General features: G+C 69.5%; 17 protein-coding genes and 3 pseudogenes. 13 read left to right on the top strand and 7 right to left on the bottom strand.

Annotated features, from left to right (window positions below):
* The 3 genes from AB0J64_RS37780 to AB0J64_RS37770 all read right to left on the bottom strand — a co-directional run.
* On the bottom strand, window positions 1-1,104 hold a 1,104-nt coding region (locus AB0J64_RS37780; protein ID WP_364038341.1), incomplete at its 3' end, for an enolase C-terminal domain-like protein.
* Between the two features lie 3 nt (window positions 1,105-1,107).
* A complete protein-coding gene (gene kdgD, locus AB0J64_RS37775) occupies window positions 1,108-2,022 on the bottom strand; it encodes a 5-dehydro-4-deoxyglucarate dehydratase (RefSeq protein WP_364038338.1) in 915 nt (304 codons plus the stop codon).
* 132 nt (window positions 2,023-2,154) lie between these two features.
* Window positions 2,155-3,072 carry a LysR family transcriptional regulator gene (locus AB0J64_RS37770; RefSeq protein ID WP_364038335.1) on the bottom strand — a complete coding sequence of 306 codons (918 nt, stop codon included), beginning with the start codon at window positions 3,070-3,072 and terminating at the stop codon, window positions 2,155-2,157.
* A gap of 135 nt (window positions 3,073-3,207) precedes the next feature.
* Here AB0J64_RS37770 and AB0J64_RS37765 point away from each other — a divergent pair, with 135 nt between their 5' ends.
* Genes AB0J64_RS37765 through AB0J64_RS37745 form a run of 5 tightly spaced genes read left to right on the top strand, consistent with a single transcriptional unit; the run spans window position 3,208 to window position 7,928 of the window.
* Window positions 3,208-4,215 (top strand): tripartite tricarboxylate transporter substrate binding protein, encoded by a 1,008-nt coding sequence (locus tag AB0J64_RS37765; RefSeq protein ID WP_364038332.1) that lies wholly within the window; start codon window positions 3,208-3,210, stop codon window positions 4,213-4,215.
* 16 nt (window positions 4,216-4,231) lie between these two features.
* Window positions 4,232-4,723, top strand: a complete 492-nt coding sequence (locus tag AB0J64_RS37760) for a tripartite tricarboxylate transporter TctB family protein (protein ID WP_364038329.1) — start codon at window positions 4,232-4,234, stop codon at window positions 4,721-4,723.
* A 9-nt stretch (window positions 4,724-4,732) separates the two neighbouring features.
* On the top strand, window positions 4,733-6,253 hold the full coding sequence (locus AB0J64_RS37755; RefSeq protein WP_364038326.1) for a tripartite tricarboxylate transporter permease: 1,521 nt from the start codon (window positions 4,733-4,735) through the stop codon (window positions 6,251-6,253).
* Window positions 6,250-6,645, top strand: a complete 396-nt coding sequence (locus AB0J64_RS37750; protein ID WP_364038323.1) for a universal stress protein — start codon at window positions 6,250-6,252, stop codon at window positions 6,643-6,645. The genes AB0J64_RS37755 and AB0J64_RS37750 overlap by 4 nt, the downstream gene beginning before the upstream one ends.
* Window positions 6,642-7,928: a glucarate dehydratase family protein gene (locus AB0J64_RS37745; protein WP_364038320.1), complete on the top strand. Its 1,287-nt coding sequence runs from the start codon at window positions 6,642-6,644 to the stop codon at window positions 7,926-7,928. The genes AB0J64_RS37750 and AB0J64_RS37745 overlap by 4 nt, the downstream gene beginning before the upstream one ends.
* A gap of 64 nt (window positions 7,929-7,992) precedes the next feature.
* Here the strand turns inward: AB0J64_RS37745 and AB0J64_RS37740 are convergent, their stop codons facing one another.
* Window positions 7,993-8,709, bottom strand: a complete 717-nt coding sequence (locus AB0J64_RS37740; RefSeq protein WP_364038317.1) for a FadR/GntR family transcriptional regulator — start codon at window positions 8,707-8,709, stop codon at window positions 7,993-7,995.
* 10 nt (window positions 8,710-8,719) lie between these two features.
* Window positions 8,720-9,733, bottom strand: coding sequence for a mandelate racemase/muconate lactonizing enzyme family protein (locus AB0J64_RS37735; RefSeq protein WP_364038353.1), 1,014 nt, complete (start codon window positions 9,731-9,733; stop codon window positions 8,720-8,722).
* A gap of 854 nt (window positions 9,734-10,587) precedes the next feature.
* On the opposite strand from AB0J64_RS37735, the pseudogene AB0J64_RS37730 reads away from it, so the two are divergent.
* From AB0J64_RS37730 to AB0J64_RS37710, 5 genes and pseudogenes are all read left to right on the top strand, one after another.
* Window positions 10,588-11,595: pseudogene (locus AB0J64_RS37730) on the top strand (IS256 family transposase); the annotation flags it as partial.
* 115 nt (window positions 11,596-11,710) lie between these two features.
* Entirely contained in the window at window positions 11,711-12,769 is a 1,059-nt protein-coding gene (locus AB0J64_RS37725; RefSeq protein ID WP_364038314.1) for a tyrosine-type recombinase/integrase, read from the top strand.
* A gap of 50 nt (window positions 12,770-12,819) precedes the next feature.
* Window positions 12,820-14,709 carry a site-specific integrase gene (locus AB0J64_RS37720; protein ID WP_364038311.1) on the top strand — a complete coding sequence of 630 codons (1,890 nt, stop codon included), beginning with the start codon at window positions 12,820-12,822 and terminating at the stop codon, window positions 14,707-14,709.
* 49 nt (window positions 14,710-14,758) lie between these two features.
* A pseudogene (locus AB0J64_RS37715) lies at window positions 14,759-14,992 on the top strand (transposase); the annotation flags it as partial.
* Between the two features lie 45 nt (window positions 14,993-15,037).
* Window positions 15,038-15,355 (top strand): transposase, encoded by a 318-nt coding sequence (locus tag AB0J64_RS37710; RefSeq protein ID WP_364038308.1) that lies wholly within the window; start codon window positions 15,038-15,040, stop codon window positions 15,353-15,355.
* 106 nt (window positions 15,356-15,461) lie between these two features.
* Here AB0J64_RS37710 and AB0J64_RS37705 read toward each other — a convergent pair whose 3' ends face one another.
* Both AB0J64_RS37705 and AB0J64_RS37700 read right to left on the bottom strand, forming a co-directional pair.
* Window positions 15,462-15,770 (bottom strand): hypothetical protein, encoded by a 309-nt coding sequence (locus tag AB0J64_RS37705; RefSeq protein ID WP_364038306.1) that lies wholly within the window; start codon window positions 15,768-15,770, stop codon window positions 15,462-15,464.
* The gene (locus AB0J64_RS37700) at window positions 15,767-16,108 is read right to left on the bottom strand and encodes a hypothetical protein (RefSeq protein WP_364038303.1); all 342 of its coding nucleotides are present in this window, start codon (window positions 16,106-16,108) and stop codon (window positions 15,767-15,769) included. The genes AB0J64_RS37705 and AB0J64_RS37700 overlap by 4 nt, the downstream gene beginning before the upstream one ends.
* Before the next feature lie 143 nt (window positions 16,109-16,251).
* Here AB0J64_RS37700 and AB0J64_RS37695 point away from each other — a divergent pair.
* The 3 genes and pseudogenes from AB0J64_RS37695 to AB0J64_RS37685 all read left to right on the top strand — a co-directional run.
* A pseudogene (locus tag AB0J64_RS37695) lies at window positions 16,252-16,539 on the top strand (LLM class flavin-dependent oxidoreductase); the annotation flags it as partial.
* A 40-nt stretch (window positions 16,540-16,579) separates the two neighbouring features.
* A complete protein-coding gene (locus tag AB0J64_RS37690) occupies window positions 16,580-16,888 on the top strand; it encodes a hypothetical protein (RefSeq protein ID WP_364038358.1) in 309 nt (102 codons plus the stop codon).
* A 114-nt stretch (window positions 16,889-17,002) separates the two neighbouring features.
* The gene (locus tag AB0J64_RS37685; protein ID WP_364038300.1) at window positions 17,003-17,164 is read left to right on the top strand and encodes a hypothetical protein; all 162 of its coding nucleotides are present in this window, start codon (window positions 17,003-17,005) and stop codon (window positions 17,162-17,164) included.
* The last annotated feature ends 39 nt before the right edge of the window (window positions 17,165-17,203 follow it).

Here is a 17,203-nt window from a genome sequence, read left to right as displayed (position 1 = left end):
GTCCGCCGGCAGGCTCTGCGTGGTGTCGACGAGGACGAAGCGGCTGTCGCCGAGGCCGACGTGCGTGAACATGGCCAGCGAGATGTCGAAGTGGTTGTTGGAGTGCGACCCCCAGGTCAGCCCGAAGTCGTGGCAGAGCTGGGCGACGCGGACCGAGCCGGCCATGGTCCAGAAGTGCGGGTCCGCGAGCGGGATGTCCACCGCGCCGGCGCGTACGGCATGGGCCATCTCCCGCCAGTCCGTGGCGATCATGTTCGTCGCGGTGGGCAGGCCCGTGGCCCGCCTGAACTCGGCCATGGTCTCCCGGCTCGAGAAGCGGCCCTCGGCACCGCACGGGTCCTCGGCGTAGGCGAGGACCCCGCCCAGCCCGCGGCAGAGCCGGACCGCGTCGGCGAGCAGCCAGCCGCCGTTGGGGTCGAGGGTGATGCGCGCGTCGGGGAAGCGGCGGGCCAGCGCCTTGACCGCCTCGATCTCCTCCTCGCCGGCCAGCACCCCGCCCTTCAGCTTGAAGTCGCTGAAGCCGTAGCGCTCCTGCGCGGCCTCGGCCAGCGCCACCACCGCGTCGGGCGTGAGCGCCTCCTTGCGCCGCAGCCGGGACCAGGAGTCGTCGCCCGCGTCGTCCACCAGGTAGGGAAGGTCGGTCTTGCCCGGGTCGCCGACGTAGAAGAGGTAGCCCAGCATCGGCACCCGGTCGCGCTGCCGGCCGTCGCCCAGCAGCTCCGCCACGGGCAGCCCGAGGTACTGGCCGTGCAGGTCGAGCAGGGTGGACTCGAGGCCGGTGACCGCGTGGACGGTGGTGCGCAGGTCGAAGGTCTGGGCGCCGCGCCCGCCGGCGTCGCGGTCGGCGAACCGCGCCGCCACCGACCGCAGCAGGCTGCGGTAGCGCGCCACGGGCTGCCCCACCAGCAGGTCGGCGGCCTCGGTGACGGTCCGGCGGATCGCCTCGCCGCCGGGCACCTCGCCGAGACCGGTGCGTCCGTCGGAGTCGGTGGTGATGACGACGTTGCGGGTGAAGAACGGGCCGTGGGCGCCGCTGAGGTTGAGCAGCATGCTGTCGTACCCGGCCACCGGGACGACCTCGACGCGCTGGATCCTGGGAGCCATGAGTTAGCTGATCTTGTTGATGAGGGCGGTCAGCTCGGCGAGCTCACCGTCGGTGAGGTTCTGCAGCGGCGGGCGCACCGGTCCGGCCGGGCGTCCGACGGCGGCCAGACCGGCCTTGATGATCGACACGGCGTACCCCTTCTGGCGGTCGCGGATGTCCAGGTACGGCATCAGGAACTCCTTGATCCGCCGGTAGACGGCGTCGCGGTCCTGGGCCCGGACGTCGGCGTAGAAGTCGAGCGCGTACTGCGGCACGAAGTTGAAGATCGCCGAGGAGTACGTGCTCATGCCGAGCTGGAGCAGCGGCAGCGCGAACGTCTCGGCCGTGGGCAGGCCGCCGATGTAGGCCAGGCGGTCACCGACGGAGGCGTAGATGCGCGTGAGGTTCTCGATGTTGCCGACGCCGTCCTTGAACCCGATGAGGTTCGCGTTCCGGTCGGCCAGGGCCGCGACGGCGCGGTCGTTCAGGATCGCGTTGGCCCGGCTGTAGACGATGACGCCGAGGCCGGTGGCGCGGCAGACCGCGGAGACGTGCTCGACCAGACCGTCCTGCCCGGCCTCGGTGAGGTACGGGGGCATGAGCAGCAGCCCGTCGGCGCCGGCGGCCTCGGCGGCCTGGGCCTGCGCCACGGCGCTCGCGGTGCCGCCCGTGGCCGGGGCCACGACCGGGACCCTGCCGTTCACCTCGCCGACCGCCACCCGCACCACCCGGTCGATCTCGGCGGCGGTCAGCGAGAAGCCCTCGCCGGTGCCCCCCGCGGCGAACAGACCGGCCACCGGGTACGTGCTCAGCCAGGACAGGTGCTCACGGTAGGCCGGCTCGTCGAACTGCAGGTCCTCGGTGAAATGGGTGACGGGGAACGAGAGCAGCCCGCTCTTGAGCTGAGTGGCGAGCTCCTGCGGCGAGAAATTCGGCATGAACGTCCTCTGGTTGACACGCGGCCGTGGGATCCCCCCGCGCCGCCGGTAAGGGCTGACGCCGATCAGGCTAAGAACAAGGGTGGATTCCTGTCCAAGTGCGATTCTGTATCCGACGATACCGACAGGGCATCATGGCCTGGGATCGGAGAGCAGCTCGAGCACCCGCCACAGGGCCGGGTTGGTCGAGGCACGGTCCCAGATGACGTGCAGCTCGACCGGCTTGCCCGCGACGCCGTCGCCGTCGTCCAGCGGGTCGCCGCCGCCCCGTGCCAGATCACAGAAGACGATGCCCTCGATGCCGAGCGAACGAGCGCTCGCGGGCACCAGCGCCACGCCCCGGCCGGCCGCCACGAGCAGCACGGCGGTGAGGATCTGATGCACCTGCTGCTCGATCCTGGGGTGGGCGTTGGTGAAGAACCGGACGGTCAGCTCGTGGAAGTAACGCGACTGCACGGGGTTGTAGCTGATGACCGGCAGGCCGTCGAAGTCGTCGGGCGCGAGCGGCCGGTCGAGGCCGGCGAGCCGATGGCCGACGGGGACCACGGCGCACAGCGGCTCTCGGAAGACGACCCGCGAGTGGAGCGTGGCGATGTCGAAGGGCGGTCGCGCGAGGCCCATGTCGAGCTCGCCGCGCAGGATGCCGTCGACCTGTCCGGCGGTCACCCGTTCGTGGAGGATGACGTCGATCTCCGGCAGCTCCTCCGCGAGCCGGCGCAGGAGCACGCCGAGCATGCTGATGGCCGAGACCGCGGTGAAGCCGAGCCGTACGGTGCCCGTGGCGCCCTTCGCGATGCGGCGCGCGCGGTCGCCCGCGGTGTCGACGAGTGTGAGCATCCGCCGCGCGTCCTCCAGGAAGCCGCGGCCCGCGTCGGTGAGCACCACGCGGCGGTTGTCGCGTTCCAGGAGGGTCACGCCGATCGCGCGCTCGAGCTTCTGGATGTGGCGGCTCAGCGGGGGCTGCGTCATGCGGAGTCGATCGGCGGCCCGGCCGAAGTGAAGCTCCTCGGCGACCGCCACAAATGCCCGGATTTGATCGAGTGTTAGCATGATGCCCGCAGAGTATCACCTGATACCGAATTGAGCCTGGACAGGCATCGAGGCTGGTACCTAGTCTCCGGAGACTACGAAGCGGAAACAACCACGTAACCTCCATACAGCCGCTCGTAAGAAGGAGTAAGCCCCATGCCGACATCCCGGACGACCCCCCGCCGCCTGCTCACGGGAGTCATCGGCGCCGCGGCCGCGCTCGCGCTGACCGCGTGCGGCGGTGTCAAGACGACGTCCTCCGGTGGCGGCGACGGCAAATATCCGACGGGCAACATCGAGTTCAGCGTCGGCGCGTCCGCGGGCGGCTCGACCGACCTCATCACCCGGGCACTGGCCCAGGGCATGAGCAAGGAGCTCGGCGTCTCCGCGCCGGTGCTCAACAAGCCCGGCGCGAACGGCGCGCTCAACGCCAAGGAGCTGCAGGCCGCCAAGCCCGACGGTTACAAGATCGCGCTGCAGAACGCCTCGCTCTTCACCATCACGCCGCTCACGGTGTCACCCGCCGAGGCCACGAAGATCGACTCGTTCGACGTCATCACCGGCGTCTCCCGCGACGACTACGTCATGGCCACCAACGCCCAGTCCGGCTTCAAGTCCATCGAGGACATGAAGAAGGCCGGCAAGACCATCCGCTACGGCACCACCGGCGTCGGCACGGGCGCCCAGCTCGCCTCCGCGCTGACGTTCAAGACGGCCGGCATCGAGGCGACGGCCGTGCCGTTCGACGGCGGCGCCCCGGCCCTGACCGCCCTGCTCGGCAACCAGGTCGATGTCTCGACCATGCAGATCGGCGAGGCCGTCGAGAACATCAAGGCCGGCAAGCTCGTCCCGCTCGCGGTCTTCTCCGACAAGCGCATCCCCTACCTGCCGGACGTCAAGACGGCCAAGGAGCAGGGCTTCGACGTGCTGGTCACGCAGTACCGGTTCCTGACCGCGCCCAAGGGCACGCCCGAGGACGTCAAGGCCCGCCTGCTGGAGGCGGCCAAGAAGACGTTCGCCACGCCGGAGTACAAGAAGTTCAACGAGGAGAACTCGCTCACTCCGATGGAGGTCTCCCCGCAGGAGGTGCTCGCCTCCCTGCAGAAGGACACCACCACGTACAAGGAGCAGCTCAGCAAGTACGGCATCAGCCTGGCCGGATAAGTTCCAAGGAGCGAGCATGTCCATGACCGACCCTCTCGAAGAAGAGGTCGCCGAGGAGACCCGGCCGCCGCACGCGGGCCCCCTCTCACAGGTGGCCGCCGCCCTCGTGGCGCTGGCCGTCGGCGTCGCCGGCGCGATCGGCTCCTTCGCGCTCGGGCTCGGGCGCCTCACCCAGCCGGGCCCCGGCCTGTGGCCGTTCGCCATCAGCGTCGTCATCGTCGTGCTGTCGGCGACGCTCGTCGTGACCGGCCGCGGGCTCGAGGACACCGAGCGGTTCTCGAAGGCGAGCCTGCTCACCGCGGTGGGCCTGGCGACGCTCGTGCTGCTCGCGGTGCTGCTGCCGCTGATCGGCTTCGAGATCCCGTCTCTGCTGCTGGTGTTCGTCTGGCTGCGCTGGCTGGGCAAGGAGTCGTGGCGCTCCTCCATCGTCGTCAGCGTCGTGACCGTGGCCGCGTTCTACCTGCTCTTCGTCGTGCTGCTCCAGGTCCCGCTCCCACGCCTCATCTGAGAAAGCCACATGGACATCTCCCCCATCCTCAACGGCTTCGGCGTCGTCCTGGAGCCGAGCAATCTGCTCTACTGCCTCATCGGCGTCATCATCGGCATGCTCATCGGCGTGCTGCCCGGGCTCGGGCCCGGCGCGACGATCGCCATCCTGCTGCCGATCACGTACGGCATCGGGCCGGTCTCGGCGATCATCATGCTGGCGGGCATCTTCTACGGCGCCCAGTACGGCGGCACCATCACCTCGGTCCTGCTCCGCCTGCCCGGCGAGGCGTCCTCCGTCGTGACCGTCTTCGACGGGTTCGCGCTGGCCAGACAGGGCAAGGCGGGCACCGCCCTGGGCATCGCCGCCATCGGCTCCTTCATCGGCGGGACCGTCTCGATCGTCGGCCTGACGGTCCTGGCCCCGGTCGTGGCCGGTTTCGCGCTCGACTTCGGGCCGCCCGAGTACGCGGCCCTGGGCGTGCTCGGCGTGCTGCTGATCTCCTCGGTGGGCAACGGCAACAAGCTCAAGGCGATCATCGCGGCCTGCATCGGCCTGCTCATCGCGACCGTGGGCCGCGACACCTTCACCGGCGCCGAGCGCTTCACCTTCGACAGCCTGAACCTGGCCGAGGGCATCGACTTCATCCCGATCGCCATGGGCCTGTTCGGCCTGAGCGAGATCCTCTACAACCTCGAGGAACGGCACAACAAGGTGCACGCGCCGGCCAAGGTCGGCAACGTGTGGCCGTCGCGCCAGGACCTGCGCCAGTCCAGGGGCGCGATCGGGCGCGGCTCGCTCATCGGCTTCATCCTGGGCGTCCTGCCCGGCGGCGGCGCCGTGCTGTCGTCCCTGGCGGCGTACGCGTTCGAGAAGCGGCGCGCCAAGCAGCCTGAGCGCTTCGGGAAGGGCGCCGTCGAGGGCGTGGCCGCGCCGGAGACGGCCAACAACGCCGCCGCCACCTCGTCGTTCATCCCGCTGCTGACCCTCGGCATCCCGGCGAACGCGACCATGGCCCTGATGTTCGGGGCGCTGCTCATCCAGGGCATCCAGCCGGGGCCGCAGCTCGTCACCGAGCACCCCGACGTCTTCTGGGGCGTCATCAACTCGATGTACATCGGCAACATCCTGCTGCTCATCATGAGCATCCCGATGGTCGGCGTCTTCGTGAAGATCCTCCGGGTGCGCCCGGCGATCCTGGCCCCGATCACGGTCCTCATCACGCTGCTCGGCGCGTACACCGTGAACAACCAGGTCTACGACATCTTCCTGGTCATCGCCTTCGGCCTGCTCGGCTACCTGATGAAGAAGTTCGGCTTCGAGCCGGGGCCGCTGGTGCTGGCGTTCGTGCTGGGCTCAATGATCGAGAACTCCTCGCGGCAGGCGCTGCTGATCTTCGGTGGCAACCCGACCGGCTTCTTCACCCGCCCCATCTCGGGAACGGTGCTCGCCCTGGTCGTGATCGTGGCGTTCCTGCCGCTGATACGGAAAGCCGTGCGCCGCAAGACCTCCGTCCCCGTTGACGCTCCAGTTGAGGAGAAGACGTCATGACGATCCTCGTCGGTTACCTGCCCACGCCCGAGGGGGAGGCCGCGGTCGACGCGGGCCTGCGCGAGGGCGCCCTGCGCTCCGAGCGCGTGATCATCGTGAACTCCCCGCGCCGCGGCGCGACCGTCGACGAGCGCAAGATCGACGACAGCGCCTCCACCGCGCTGCTCGACCGCGCGCGGGCCGCCGGCGTGGACGCCGAGGTACGCCAGCCGCTCCACGACGACGACCTGCCCGAGACGTTCGAGGAGCTCGTCAAGGAGACCGGCGGCACGCTCATCGTGATCGGGCTGCGGCACCGGTCGCTGGTGGGCAAGTTCATCCTGGGCAGCGAGGCGCAGCGCATCCTCATGGAGGCCAGCGTCCCGGTCCTGACGGTCAAGGCGCCCCAGTGACACCGCACGTGACCCCACACGACGCCGGACGCATCAGCAGGGTGACCGTCACCCCCGTCGCCTTCCGCGACCCTCCCCTGCTGAACGTCGTCGGCGTCCACCAGCCGTTCGTGCTGCGCGCGATCGTCCAGGCGCACACCGACTCCGGGCTGGTGGGGCTCGGCGAGACGTACGCCGACCAGGCTCACCTCGAGCGTCTCGACGCCGTCGCCGCCGCCCTGCCCGGGCTGGACGTGTTCGACGTACACGGGCTCCGGCGCGTCGTCGTCGAGACGCTCGGCGCGTCCACGGGCGGTGCGGGCGCGAGCTTCGGCGGCATGCTGGAGGTCTCCAGCGCCGTCGACACCGTGGCCGCGCCGTTCGAGGTGGCGCTGCTGGACCTGCAGGGCAGGGTGCTCGGCCGCCCGGTGAGCGACCTGCTCGGCGGCGCCGTACGCGACCGGGTGCCGTTCTCGGCGTACCTGTTCTACAAGTGGGAGGGGCACCCCGGCCAGGACGAGGACTCGTGGGGGCGGGGTGTCGCGCCCGAGCAGATGGTGGCCCAGGCCCGGCGGATGGTCGACGACTACGGGTTCACCGCCATCAAGCTCAAGGGCGGCGTCTTCGAGCCCGCGCACGAGGTCGAGACCGTCGAAGCGCTGGCCGCGGCCTTCCCCGGCCACGCCCTGCGCATCGACCCCAACGGCGCCTGGACCGTGGACACCTCCATCAAGGTGGCCAAGCGGCTGGCCGGCGTCCTGGAGTATCTCGAGGACCCGACGCCCGGCATCGACGGCATGGCGGCGGTCGCCCGGCACACCGACATCCCGCTGGCCACCAACATGTGCGTCATCGCCTTCGAGCACCTCAAGCCCGCCGTCGCCGCCGACGCCGTACAGGTCGTGCTGTCGGACCACCACCTGTGGGGCGGGCTGCGCCGCTCGGCGCTGCTGGGCGGCATCTGCGAGACGTTCGGCATGGGGCTGTCGATGCACTCGAACTCCCACCTCGGCGTGAGCCTCGCCGCCATGACCCACCTGGCGGCCGCCACCCCCAACCTCACCTACGCCTGCGACACGCACTATCCGTGGAAGACGGAGGAGGTCGTCAAGCCGGGGGCGCTGGAGTTCCGCGGCGGAAGCGTGGCCGTGCCGACGGGGCCCGGCCTCGGGGTGGAGCTGGACGAGGACGCGCTGGCGGTGCTGCACGAGCAGTACGTACGGTGCGGGCAGCGCGGGCGCGAGGACACGGCCTACATGCGCACGGTGGTCCCGGACTTCACCCCCAACACGTCCCGCTGGTAGCCCGCTCACCCCGCCGGACTCAATCTTCCGCTCCCTCCGGCGGCGGTGGGCGGCGTATCCCCCGCTACGGCGCCTGGAGGCGGGCCCGGGAGTTGGACAGGTGGAGCCGCATCGCGGCGCGTGCCGCCGCCGCGTCCTGGTCGGCGATGGCCCGGTAGATGTTCTCGTGCTCCAGCGTCACCCGAGTGAGGTGCGTGGCGTTCGACACCGTGTACGGGGGCTCCAGCCGCGTGCGAGGCAGCATGATCACCATCGGCCCGAACGACGCCAGCAGGTCGGAGTAGAACCGGTTGCCCGAGGCGAGCGCGATCTTCAGGTGGAACTGGAAGTCGGCCTCGACGGCGCTGCTGGGCTGCTCGCCCGAGTGCCCGAGGTCGACCAGGGCCCGTTCGATGGCCTTGAGCTGCAGGTCGGTACGGCGCTCCGCGGCCAGGCCCGCCGACTCCGACTCGACGCCGATCCGGAAATCGATCATGTCGAGCACGTCGCGGTGCGTGCGGATCTGCGAGGCCTCCACGGAGAAGGCCGTGGAGGCGGGCACGGCCAGCACGAACGAGCCGCGCCCCTGGAAGGTCTCGACGAGACCCGCCGCCTGGAGCCGCGAGATGGCCTCGCGGACCACCGTACGGCTCACGCCGAACTCCTCGACGAGCGAGGACTCGGTCGGCAGCTTCTGGCCGGGCGCGATCTCGCCGGCGAGGATGCGCCCCTTGAGCCGTTCGACGAGCTCATGCGCGAGCCCGCGCCCGCTGTCGCGATCGAGCCTCTGATCTGGCGGCACGGCTCACAACCTACCGGGCGCCGGCCCTGAACTCGACCTCGCCGAGCCGCCATCCCGCGGCCTCGCCGGCGAGGCTGAGCCCCAGACCGGGGCGGTCGGGAACGCGCATGCGCCCTCCTTCGATCTCGAGCCGCTCGTTGAACAGCGGCGAGAGCCACTCGATGTGCTCCACCCAGGACTCGCGCGGGTAGGCCGCGGCCAGGTGGACGTGGATCTCCATCACGAAGTGCGGAGCCACTTGAAGGTGCGCGTGATCGGCCAGGGCCACGACCTTGAGGTAGGGCGTGATGCCGCCCACGCGCGGCACGTCCGGCTGGAGGTAGTCGGCGGCGCGCAGGTCGATGAGGCGGACGAGGTCGGGGACGCCGGCGAGCATCTCGCCGGTGGCGATCGGCGTGTCCAGGGCGGCCGCCAGCCGCGCGTGCCCCTCGGCGTCATAGGCGTCCAGCGGCTCCTCGATCCACACGAGCCCGAACTCCTCGACCGCCCGCCCGAACCGCAACGCCGTCGCACGATCCCACTGCTGATTGGCATCCACCATCAGCGGCACATCGTCCCCGATGTGCTCCCTGACTGCCGCCAGCCGCCGCAGGTCCTCCTTCGTGTCCGGCTGCCCCACCTTGATCTTGATCCCGCCGATGCCGTCCCGGAGAGAGCGTTCGGCCTTCTCCTTGACCTCCTCGATCGACGCCTGGAGATAGCCCCCGGAGGTGTTGTACGTACGCACGGAGTCGCGGTATGCCCCGAGCAGCTTCGCCAGCGGCAGCCCCGCACGCTTGGCCTTCAGATCCCACAGCGCGACATCGACCGCCGCCAGCGCCTGCGTCGCCGCCCCGGAACGGCCCACCGACGCGCCCGCCCACAGCAGCCGCTCGTAGATCATGCCGATGTCGGAGGGATCCTGGCCGAGGAGATCCTTCCCGATCTCCTCGGCGTGGGCGAACTGGGCACGGCAGCCCGCCCGGGTCGTGTAGGAGAACCCGAGCCCCGCCGGCCCCTCACGCGTGACGACCTCGCAGGTCAGAACGTCGATCTGGGACAGGGGCCGCTGGCGGCCCGTGGGAACGACGCGGGTCGCCCCGCAGGCCAGGGTTCTGCTGGCGCGCCTGCGGTCCTTCGCTCAGCGGGTGCGGCAGTGGTTCTGCTCGGCCATGCACGCCGCCGCCCGCATCGTCACACGTCTGACCGAACTGGTACGGGCCCAGGCCGGGAAACGCGCCGGCAAGCCGATCGGCAACGAACCGCGAGTGCCGCTGACACCGCAGGACATATTCAGGCGCCACGTGGCGGACGCCACGAGGTCGTTGGATGAGGCTGGAAGGCCAGCGATCTCACCGAGGAGTCGCTTGTCCGCGCCGCAGAACCGTGCAGGTGCGGTACGGGCGAGAATTGAGCGAAGACCTGCGACGGCTCCTTGGCCATGGTCGGTGACCCGGATCCGGTGCAGGCCCTGTCAACGACGGCCGAAATCTGGGTCTGGCACACATTCCGTGATCTTCCGGCGGATTCGACTCAGGGCTTGTTGATCATGTTGGTTGATCGTCTCGGAGCTGCTGGAAGTCTTCCTCCCTCACCTGGCCGGCATCTGTATCGAGCGCGTGTCCCGCACCGGTAGTCGGTACGCATCCAGGCCAGAACGGGCACGTCGCAGGCGGCATGTCCCGCGTGCGGAGGGGTGTCGCAGAGGGTGCACAGCCGATACGAACGGCGGTTGTGCGATGCCGCCATCGGGTTAGCGTCCACGGGGGTGGTGTACGGGTTTGAACCTGTTCGTCACCTTGATGCCCGCGAGGGAAGATCGATGTGACATGAGGGCGGCCACTCCGCGATCCTTCACAGCTGTCGAAGGCATAAGAAGGAGAACGAGAAGTGGCCGCTATGGACATTCTGCCTGCTGAGGGTGAGTGGTTCGACGAGACGCTGGCACAGGCATCGCCCGATGTACTGCGCGAGATGGTCGTGCGGATGGCGCAGATGATGATGGACGCCGAGGTCGAGCAGCGCTGCGGCGCCGGCTACGGCGAGGTATCGGACCAGCGCGTCAACTCGCGTAACGGCTACCGGCGGCGGGAGTGGGACACCCGCGCGGGCACGGTCGAACTTGCCATCCCCAAGCTGCGGCAGGGGTCGTACTACCCGGACTGGCTGCTGGAGCGGCAGCGGCGCGCCGAACGGGCGCTGGCTTCGGTGGTGGCGACCTCGTACCTGCTGGGCGTCTCGACCCGGCGGGTGGAACGGCTCGCCGAGCAGCTCGGGGTGACCAAGCTGTCGAAGTCGCAGGTCAGCGTGATGGCCCGGGAGCTGGATCAGATGGTGAGCGAATTCCGCAACCGGCCGTTGGATGCCGGGCCGTACACGTTCGTCTGGATCGACGCGCTCACGCAGAAGGTGCGCGAGGGCGGGCGGACGGTCAACGTGCACGCCCTGGTCGCGACCGGCGTCAACGCCGACGGCCACCGCGAGATCCTCGGCATCGACGTCGTCTCCAGCGAGGACGGCGCGGGCTGGCTGGCGTTCCTGCGCGGCCTGGTCGCCCGCGGCCTGTCCGGAGTCAGCCTGGTCATCTCCGATTGCCATGCCGGACTGCGCGACGCGATCGGCTCCACGCTGCCCGGCGCCTCCTGGCAGAGGTGTCGCGCTCACTACGCGCGAAATCTTTCCACGACTGTTCCGAAGGCGGCTCAGCCGTGGGTGGCCACCATGCTGCGCACCGTCTTCGAGCAGCCCGACGCCGCCTCGGTGCGGGCGCAGCATCGCCAGGTGGTGCAGGCGTTGGAGGACAAGTATCCCAAGGCCGCCGAGCATCTGGACGAGGCCCGCGAGGACATCTTGGCCTTCGCTGTCTATCCCAAGGCCGTGTGGCGGCAGATTTGGTCCAACAACCCCCTATCTGTTAACCGGCCTTCCAGCGGCCTGATCTGGGCTGTTACTGGAATTCGGCCCCGGCGATCTCGCAGGGGGTGGATGCTGCCGGGTGAGGACCGACAGATGGGGCTAGGTCATGACGGTTCACGCGCGACTACTCGACGGAGAGCATCGGCTGGCCGGCGCTTGGGACGGTATCGAGGCAGCGAACGCCTTCTTGGCGCACTTGGCCGCGCGGGCGTTCAGTCCGGCCACGATCCGGGCCTATGCCTTCGACCTGGTGAACTTCGCCCGCTTTCTCATCGAGCAGACGCTCACCGTTGACGCGGTGACCCCGACGGACGTCTTCGCCTGGGTGGATTGGCAGGGCGTCCGTCGTGACAGTGGCGGGAAGGTGGTGCGGTTGGCGCGACGCAGCGCGGCCCCGTCCACGATCAACCGTCGTGTCGCGGCGGTCCGGGCGTTTTTTGAGTATCAGGTCATGACCGGAGTCCGGGCGGGCAACCCGGTTCCCGCGCCCCGGCGGGGGCAGGGACTGCGGCCCCAGGCCCGCGGGCTGCTGGGACATCTGGGGTCGGGGCGAGCCCGCGGAGGTGGCCGTCTGCTGCGGCAGCCCCGCCGCCTGCCGGAGTCGCTGCCGAGCGGCGATGTTGAGGCGTTCCTGTCGAGCTTGGGCACGCACCGCGATCGCACGATGGCGTTGGCGATGCTGCTGGGCGGGCTGCGCTCGGCCGAAGTCCGCGGACTGAAGCTGGCCGATGTCGACATGGGCGCACGGCGGCTGCGCGTGATCGGGAAGGGGAACAAGGAACGCGTGGTCCCGGTCGACGCGGCGTTCTTCGCCGAACTGGCGTCCTACCTGCGCCTGGAACGGCCGCCGGGGTTGGGGACGGCCGAGTGTTTCGTGGTGCTGCGAGGCCCGACGGCGGGCGCACCGGTGAGCGAGGCCGGGTTGCGCAGTCTGTTTCGCCGTCATCGACAGCTCTCGGGCGCGCTGCGGGTGCGCCCGCACCGGCTGCGGCACACCTACGGCACCGAGTTGGCCGCGGCCGGCATCGACCTGCTGGCGTTGCGCGAGCTGATGGGCCACGCCAATCCGGAGACCACCGCCGCTTACGTCCACCTGTCGGTCGAGCAGTTGGCAGCCGAGTACGCCGCCGCCCGCTTCCGCCAGAGCGCAGGTGGTTCGCGATGACCGCCCTCGCTCGCCCAGCCTCCGCCGAGCACAGTCTGCTGAAGGACTACATGGCCCACGTCGCCATCCTGGGACTGGGGCAGCGGGCGGTGCGCGACCGTATCCGAATCGCCCACGCGTTCCTGGCACGTCACCCCGATCTGAATATCTGGATGGCCGCTCCAGCCGCAGAGCGCCACCTCGAGCTCAAACGAACCGGTGCCTGGCCGCTGATCTGCTACGCGATCGGGGCCGGCCGTCTGCGGCTGGACCTGGAGCTGGCTGGGATCAAGCACTTGACAGGGTTGGCCGACGCCATCCAGGCTCGTGATCCCGACGGCTTCGCCATGGCCAGGCAGGCCGGGCTGCGGCTCGGTTGGACGGCAGACTGGGTGGAGACGGTGCTCGGCGAGTGCCTGGCCGTGCTGCTGGCCTGGCACGGCGGTGTGGTCGCCGAGGCGACCAGTGAGTTGGTGGACGCCTTCGACGCCGCGATCGCCTCGACCATGACCATCCCAGCAAGCTCGCGCCGCGCTTACCGCAACCGGATCGCCGGCGTCCGTCAGATCTTGTTCGAGTCCCGCATGATCGACACACCGCCCCGACGACGGCCCTGGGCGCGCACCCTGGAGCAGCGTTTCGCCCAGGTGCCGATGGCCGACCAGGTCCGCCAGGTGCTGCTGCGCTATGTCGATACCCGCGCCGCGGTCCTGCGACCCCGATCGGTGGATAGCCTGGTCAACGACCTGCTGCCGCTCGCCGAATACCTCACCGACCGGCATCCCGACGTGACCTCGCTGCGCCAGCTCGGGCGGCATCACATCGAGGGCTACCTCATCTTCAACCGCACCCGGCCCTGGCGCGGCCAGCGCGCCGCGGCCGGGGCAGGCCGGACCGTCTCGGCAGCAGTCGCCCAAGCAGCGGCACTCAGCCTGCGCAACATGCTCGACGACCTCGCCGCCTGGGGCTGGGCCGAAGCACCCACGCGCCGCCTGATCTTCGCCGCCGATATCCCCAAACTCGACCAGCCGCTGCCCCGGGCGCTGCCGCCCGACATCGACACCGCCCTTATGAATGCCGTCGCCCGCCTGGACGACGGTTTCGCCCGCCTGGCCCTGCCCGTCCTTCGCGGCGCTGGACTGCGCGTCGGCGAGCTGCTCGACCTGGAGATCGGCAGCATCATCGACTACGGCCCCACCGGGACCTGGCTGAAAGTCCCACTCGGCAAGCTTGCTACCGAACGCATGGTCCCTCTGGACGCCGACACCCTCGCCGCGCTGGATGAATGGGCCACGCTGCGCGGCGTTCACCGACCGCTGCCGCATCCACGCACCGGAACATCGACCGACTTCCTATTCACCCTGCACGGCCGCCGACTCGGCGCGACCCGGCTGCGCAACGGCCTGCTCGCCGCCGCCGAACTGGCCGGACTCCGCGCCCCCGACGGCGACGTACTCGTTGTCACCCCACATCAGCTCCGCCACACCTGGGCCACCAGCCTGGCCAACGCCGGGATGAGCCTGCAGGCGCTGATGGCCCTACTCGGGCATGTCACCCCGCAGATGACGATCCGCTACGCGACCTTGGCCTCGCCGACGCTGCGCACCGCCTATGACGAAGCGATGGGCAAGATGCGCCGCCAGTTCACCCTGACTCCGGCCGGCAAGCCGATCGTCCCTGACAAGGTGGCCTGGCTGAACAGCGAGATGCTCAAGACCCGCGTCGCTCACGGTTACTGCTCCCGGCACGAAGCCGCAGGCGCCTGCCCCTACGCCAACATCTGTGAGACCTGCGACAACTTCGTGACCGGCCCGGAGTTCACTGACGCCCTGCGCGGCCAGCTCACCGATGTTCAAGCACTCCAGGCCGACGCCGACAATCGCGGTTGGGACAGTGAGGCGGCCCGCCACGCCCGCGTCGCCGACGCACTCACCGACCACATTTCCCGCCTCGAGCGCTGAACTGCGACTTCCTCAACCGCCTTGCCCTGAAGGCCAAGGCCAGTTAAAGGAGCGGCTGAACAAGGAGATCCGCCGCCGCACCGACGTGGTCGGCATCTTCCCCAACCGTGATGCCATCATCCGGTTGGTGGGCGCGGTGCTGGCCGAGCAGCACGATGAGTGGACCGAAGGCCGGCGCTACCTCGGCTTGGAAATCCTCGCCGACTGCCGCAAGGCCGCGGAGAGAAAGGAAAGAGAAGACGCTAGTGACACTAATGTGACTATCGATGCTATTGCTGCTTAAATAGGAATTAGATCGCAGAGTGGTCGAATCTCTTACACCACGATCTTGGACGCGGCCACCGCCTGCCCACCCCTGGCCATGCTCTACGACCACGTCCGCGCCTTCGCCGACATGATGGTCAACCGGCACGGCCACCACCTCGAACGCTGGATGGCCGCAGCCGACGCCGACGAACTGCCCGAACTACGCTCCTTCATCATGGGCCTGCGCCGCGATCTCGACGCAGCCCGCGCGGGCCTGATCTTGCCCTACAGCTCTGGCCCGGTGGAGGGACACGTCAACCGCATCAAGATGCTCAAACGACAGATGTATGGACGAGCCAACCCCGACCTACTGCGCAAACGCGTCCTACTCGCCGACTGAGCCCGCCCCTTCACGAAATTCGTGCCAGACCCAGTATTCACGCGTCGCCGACAGGCCCGACAGGGTCGGGCAGATCCTCCTCGCCTCGCCCGATCGAGGTTGCAGGTCAGGACGTGGCGAGGATCTTCTCCAGCTCCTCCAGCGCGGCGCACGTCTCGAAGACGCCCATCTCGGCGGTGAAGCGTACGGCATCTCGTACGTCGTCGGCACTGGCGATCCGCAAGGCCAGCTCGACGTGCCGGCGGAACGACTCGCCGAGCGCGCGCTGGGTGACGTGCGCGGTGAGTGCGACGAAGGCGCGCTCGCGCGGGCTCAGCCGCTCCTCCGACCAGGCGCGCCCCGTGCGTGAGGCCAGGAACTCGGCCATCCACGAGTCGGCCACCGGCCACGAGGCGCCCGCCGAGCCGTCCGTCACCTGGGACGCTCGGCGGTGGTGTCGAGGCCGAGCTCGCCGGCGAGCTCCGCCACCCGGCCGAGCGCCCCCGCGGCCGACGGGTAGCCGGAGTACGGGGCCACGAACCTGATGAGCGCGAGCATGTCGGCGTACGGGACGCCGTGCATGTTCATCGCGATGACGTGCATCTTGAAGGGCAGGCCGAAGCTGGCGCGGCAGATGTCGTGCGCCGTCACCTGCAGGAGCTTTTCCCGCGCGCTGGTGCCCCGCAGGCCGAACGTGAGCCCGCCCGTCTCCAGCGCCATCTTCTCGAACTCGGCGTCTACGGCGGCGAGCGGGCCGCTGGGGAGATCGACCATGGGGCCGGCCTTTCTCTTGCTCGGATATGGGGTGGTGAGGCGAGAGTCTCGCCGGCTCACGGTATATCCGCATCCGAGGACTTTCAAGTCCCCGTGTGAGGATATAGTCCCGGAAAGCTCATCTCCGAGGAGGCGAAGTGACGATGAGGTTCGGGGTCGCCCTGCACCTGCCCGCCACTCGTCGCGCATGGGTGGACAAGTGCAGGAAGGCCGAGGCGCTCGGCTTCGACACGATCTCCGTGGCCGACCACCTGGGGATGCCCGCGCCCTTCCCCGCCCTCGTCCTGGCCGCCGAGGCGACCGAGCGCGTGTGGGTCGGCACGTACATGCTGAACGCCGGCTTCTACCGGCCCGCCCTGGCCGCGCGGGACATCGCCACCACCGACCTGTTCACCGGCGGGCGGCTGGAGGTGGGGCTGGGCGCCGGGCACGCCCGGCAGGAGTCCGAGGCGGCCGGCGTGCTTCGCCGGGTTGAAGGCGCTGACCGAGCGGGTCGAGTTCGTCAGGGCTGCGCTGGGCGGGCGGGAGGTGGAGTTCAACAGCACCGTCCCGGTCGTCGTCATCACGAACGAGCGCAGGGCGGCGCTGGAGAAGCTGGCCCGCTTCGCGCCCGGCCTGAGCGGGGAGGAGCGGGCGGAGATGCCGAGCCTGATGGCCGGCACCGCCCGGCAGATCGCCGACCAGATCCTGCTCAACCGCGAACGGCTCGGCTTCGGCTACGTCACCGTCCACGAGGGCGGGCTGGAGGCGATGGGCGAGGTCATCGCGCTGCTGCGCTGAACCTTTTCGCCTGGGAATCCGGGCACATGACGGATTCGTAGCCGCTCGCCCGGCCTCTAGCTTGGCGTGCATGTCACCACTGCTCACGGCTCCGACGGCATGACGAGGACGAGGGTGCGTCACGTACCGGATCGCGACCGTAAGGACTCCTCCGGCGAGGAGAAGGAGCCCAGGTGGCGCGTCGTGCTCCTCGCCATCCTGTCCATCCTGCTGGTCCTCCAGCTGCTGTGGATCGCGGGCATGATGTTCCTGCTGTACTTCGACGGCCCGCGATGACGCAGGGCCGGGGCTTCCCTCCCTTTCCGATCGTCATCG

The sequence above is a fragment of the Nonomuraea sp. NPDC049695 genome (assembly GCF_040674955.1).
GTDB lineage: Bacteria > Actinomycetota > Actinomycetes > Streptosporangiales > Streptosporangiaceae > Nonomuraea > Nonomuraea helvata.
Note: the sequence above shows the minus strand (reverse complement) of the source record. Positions and strands in the feature narration are given on the sequence as shown.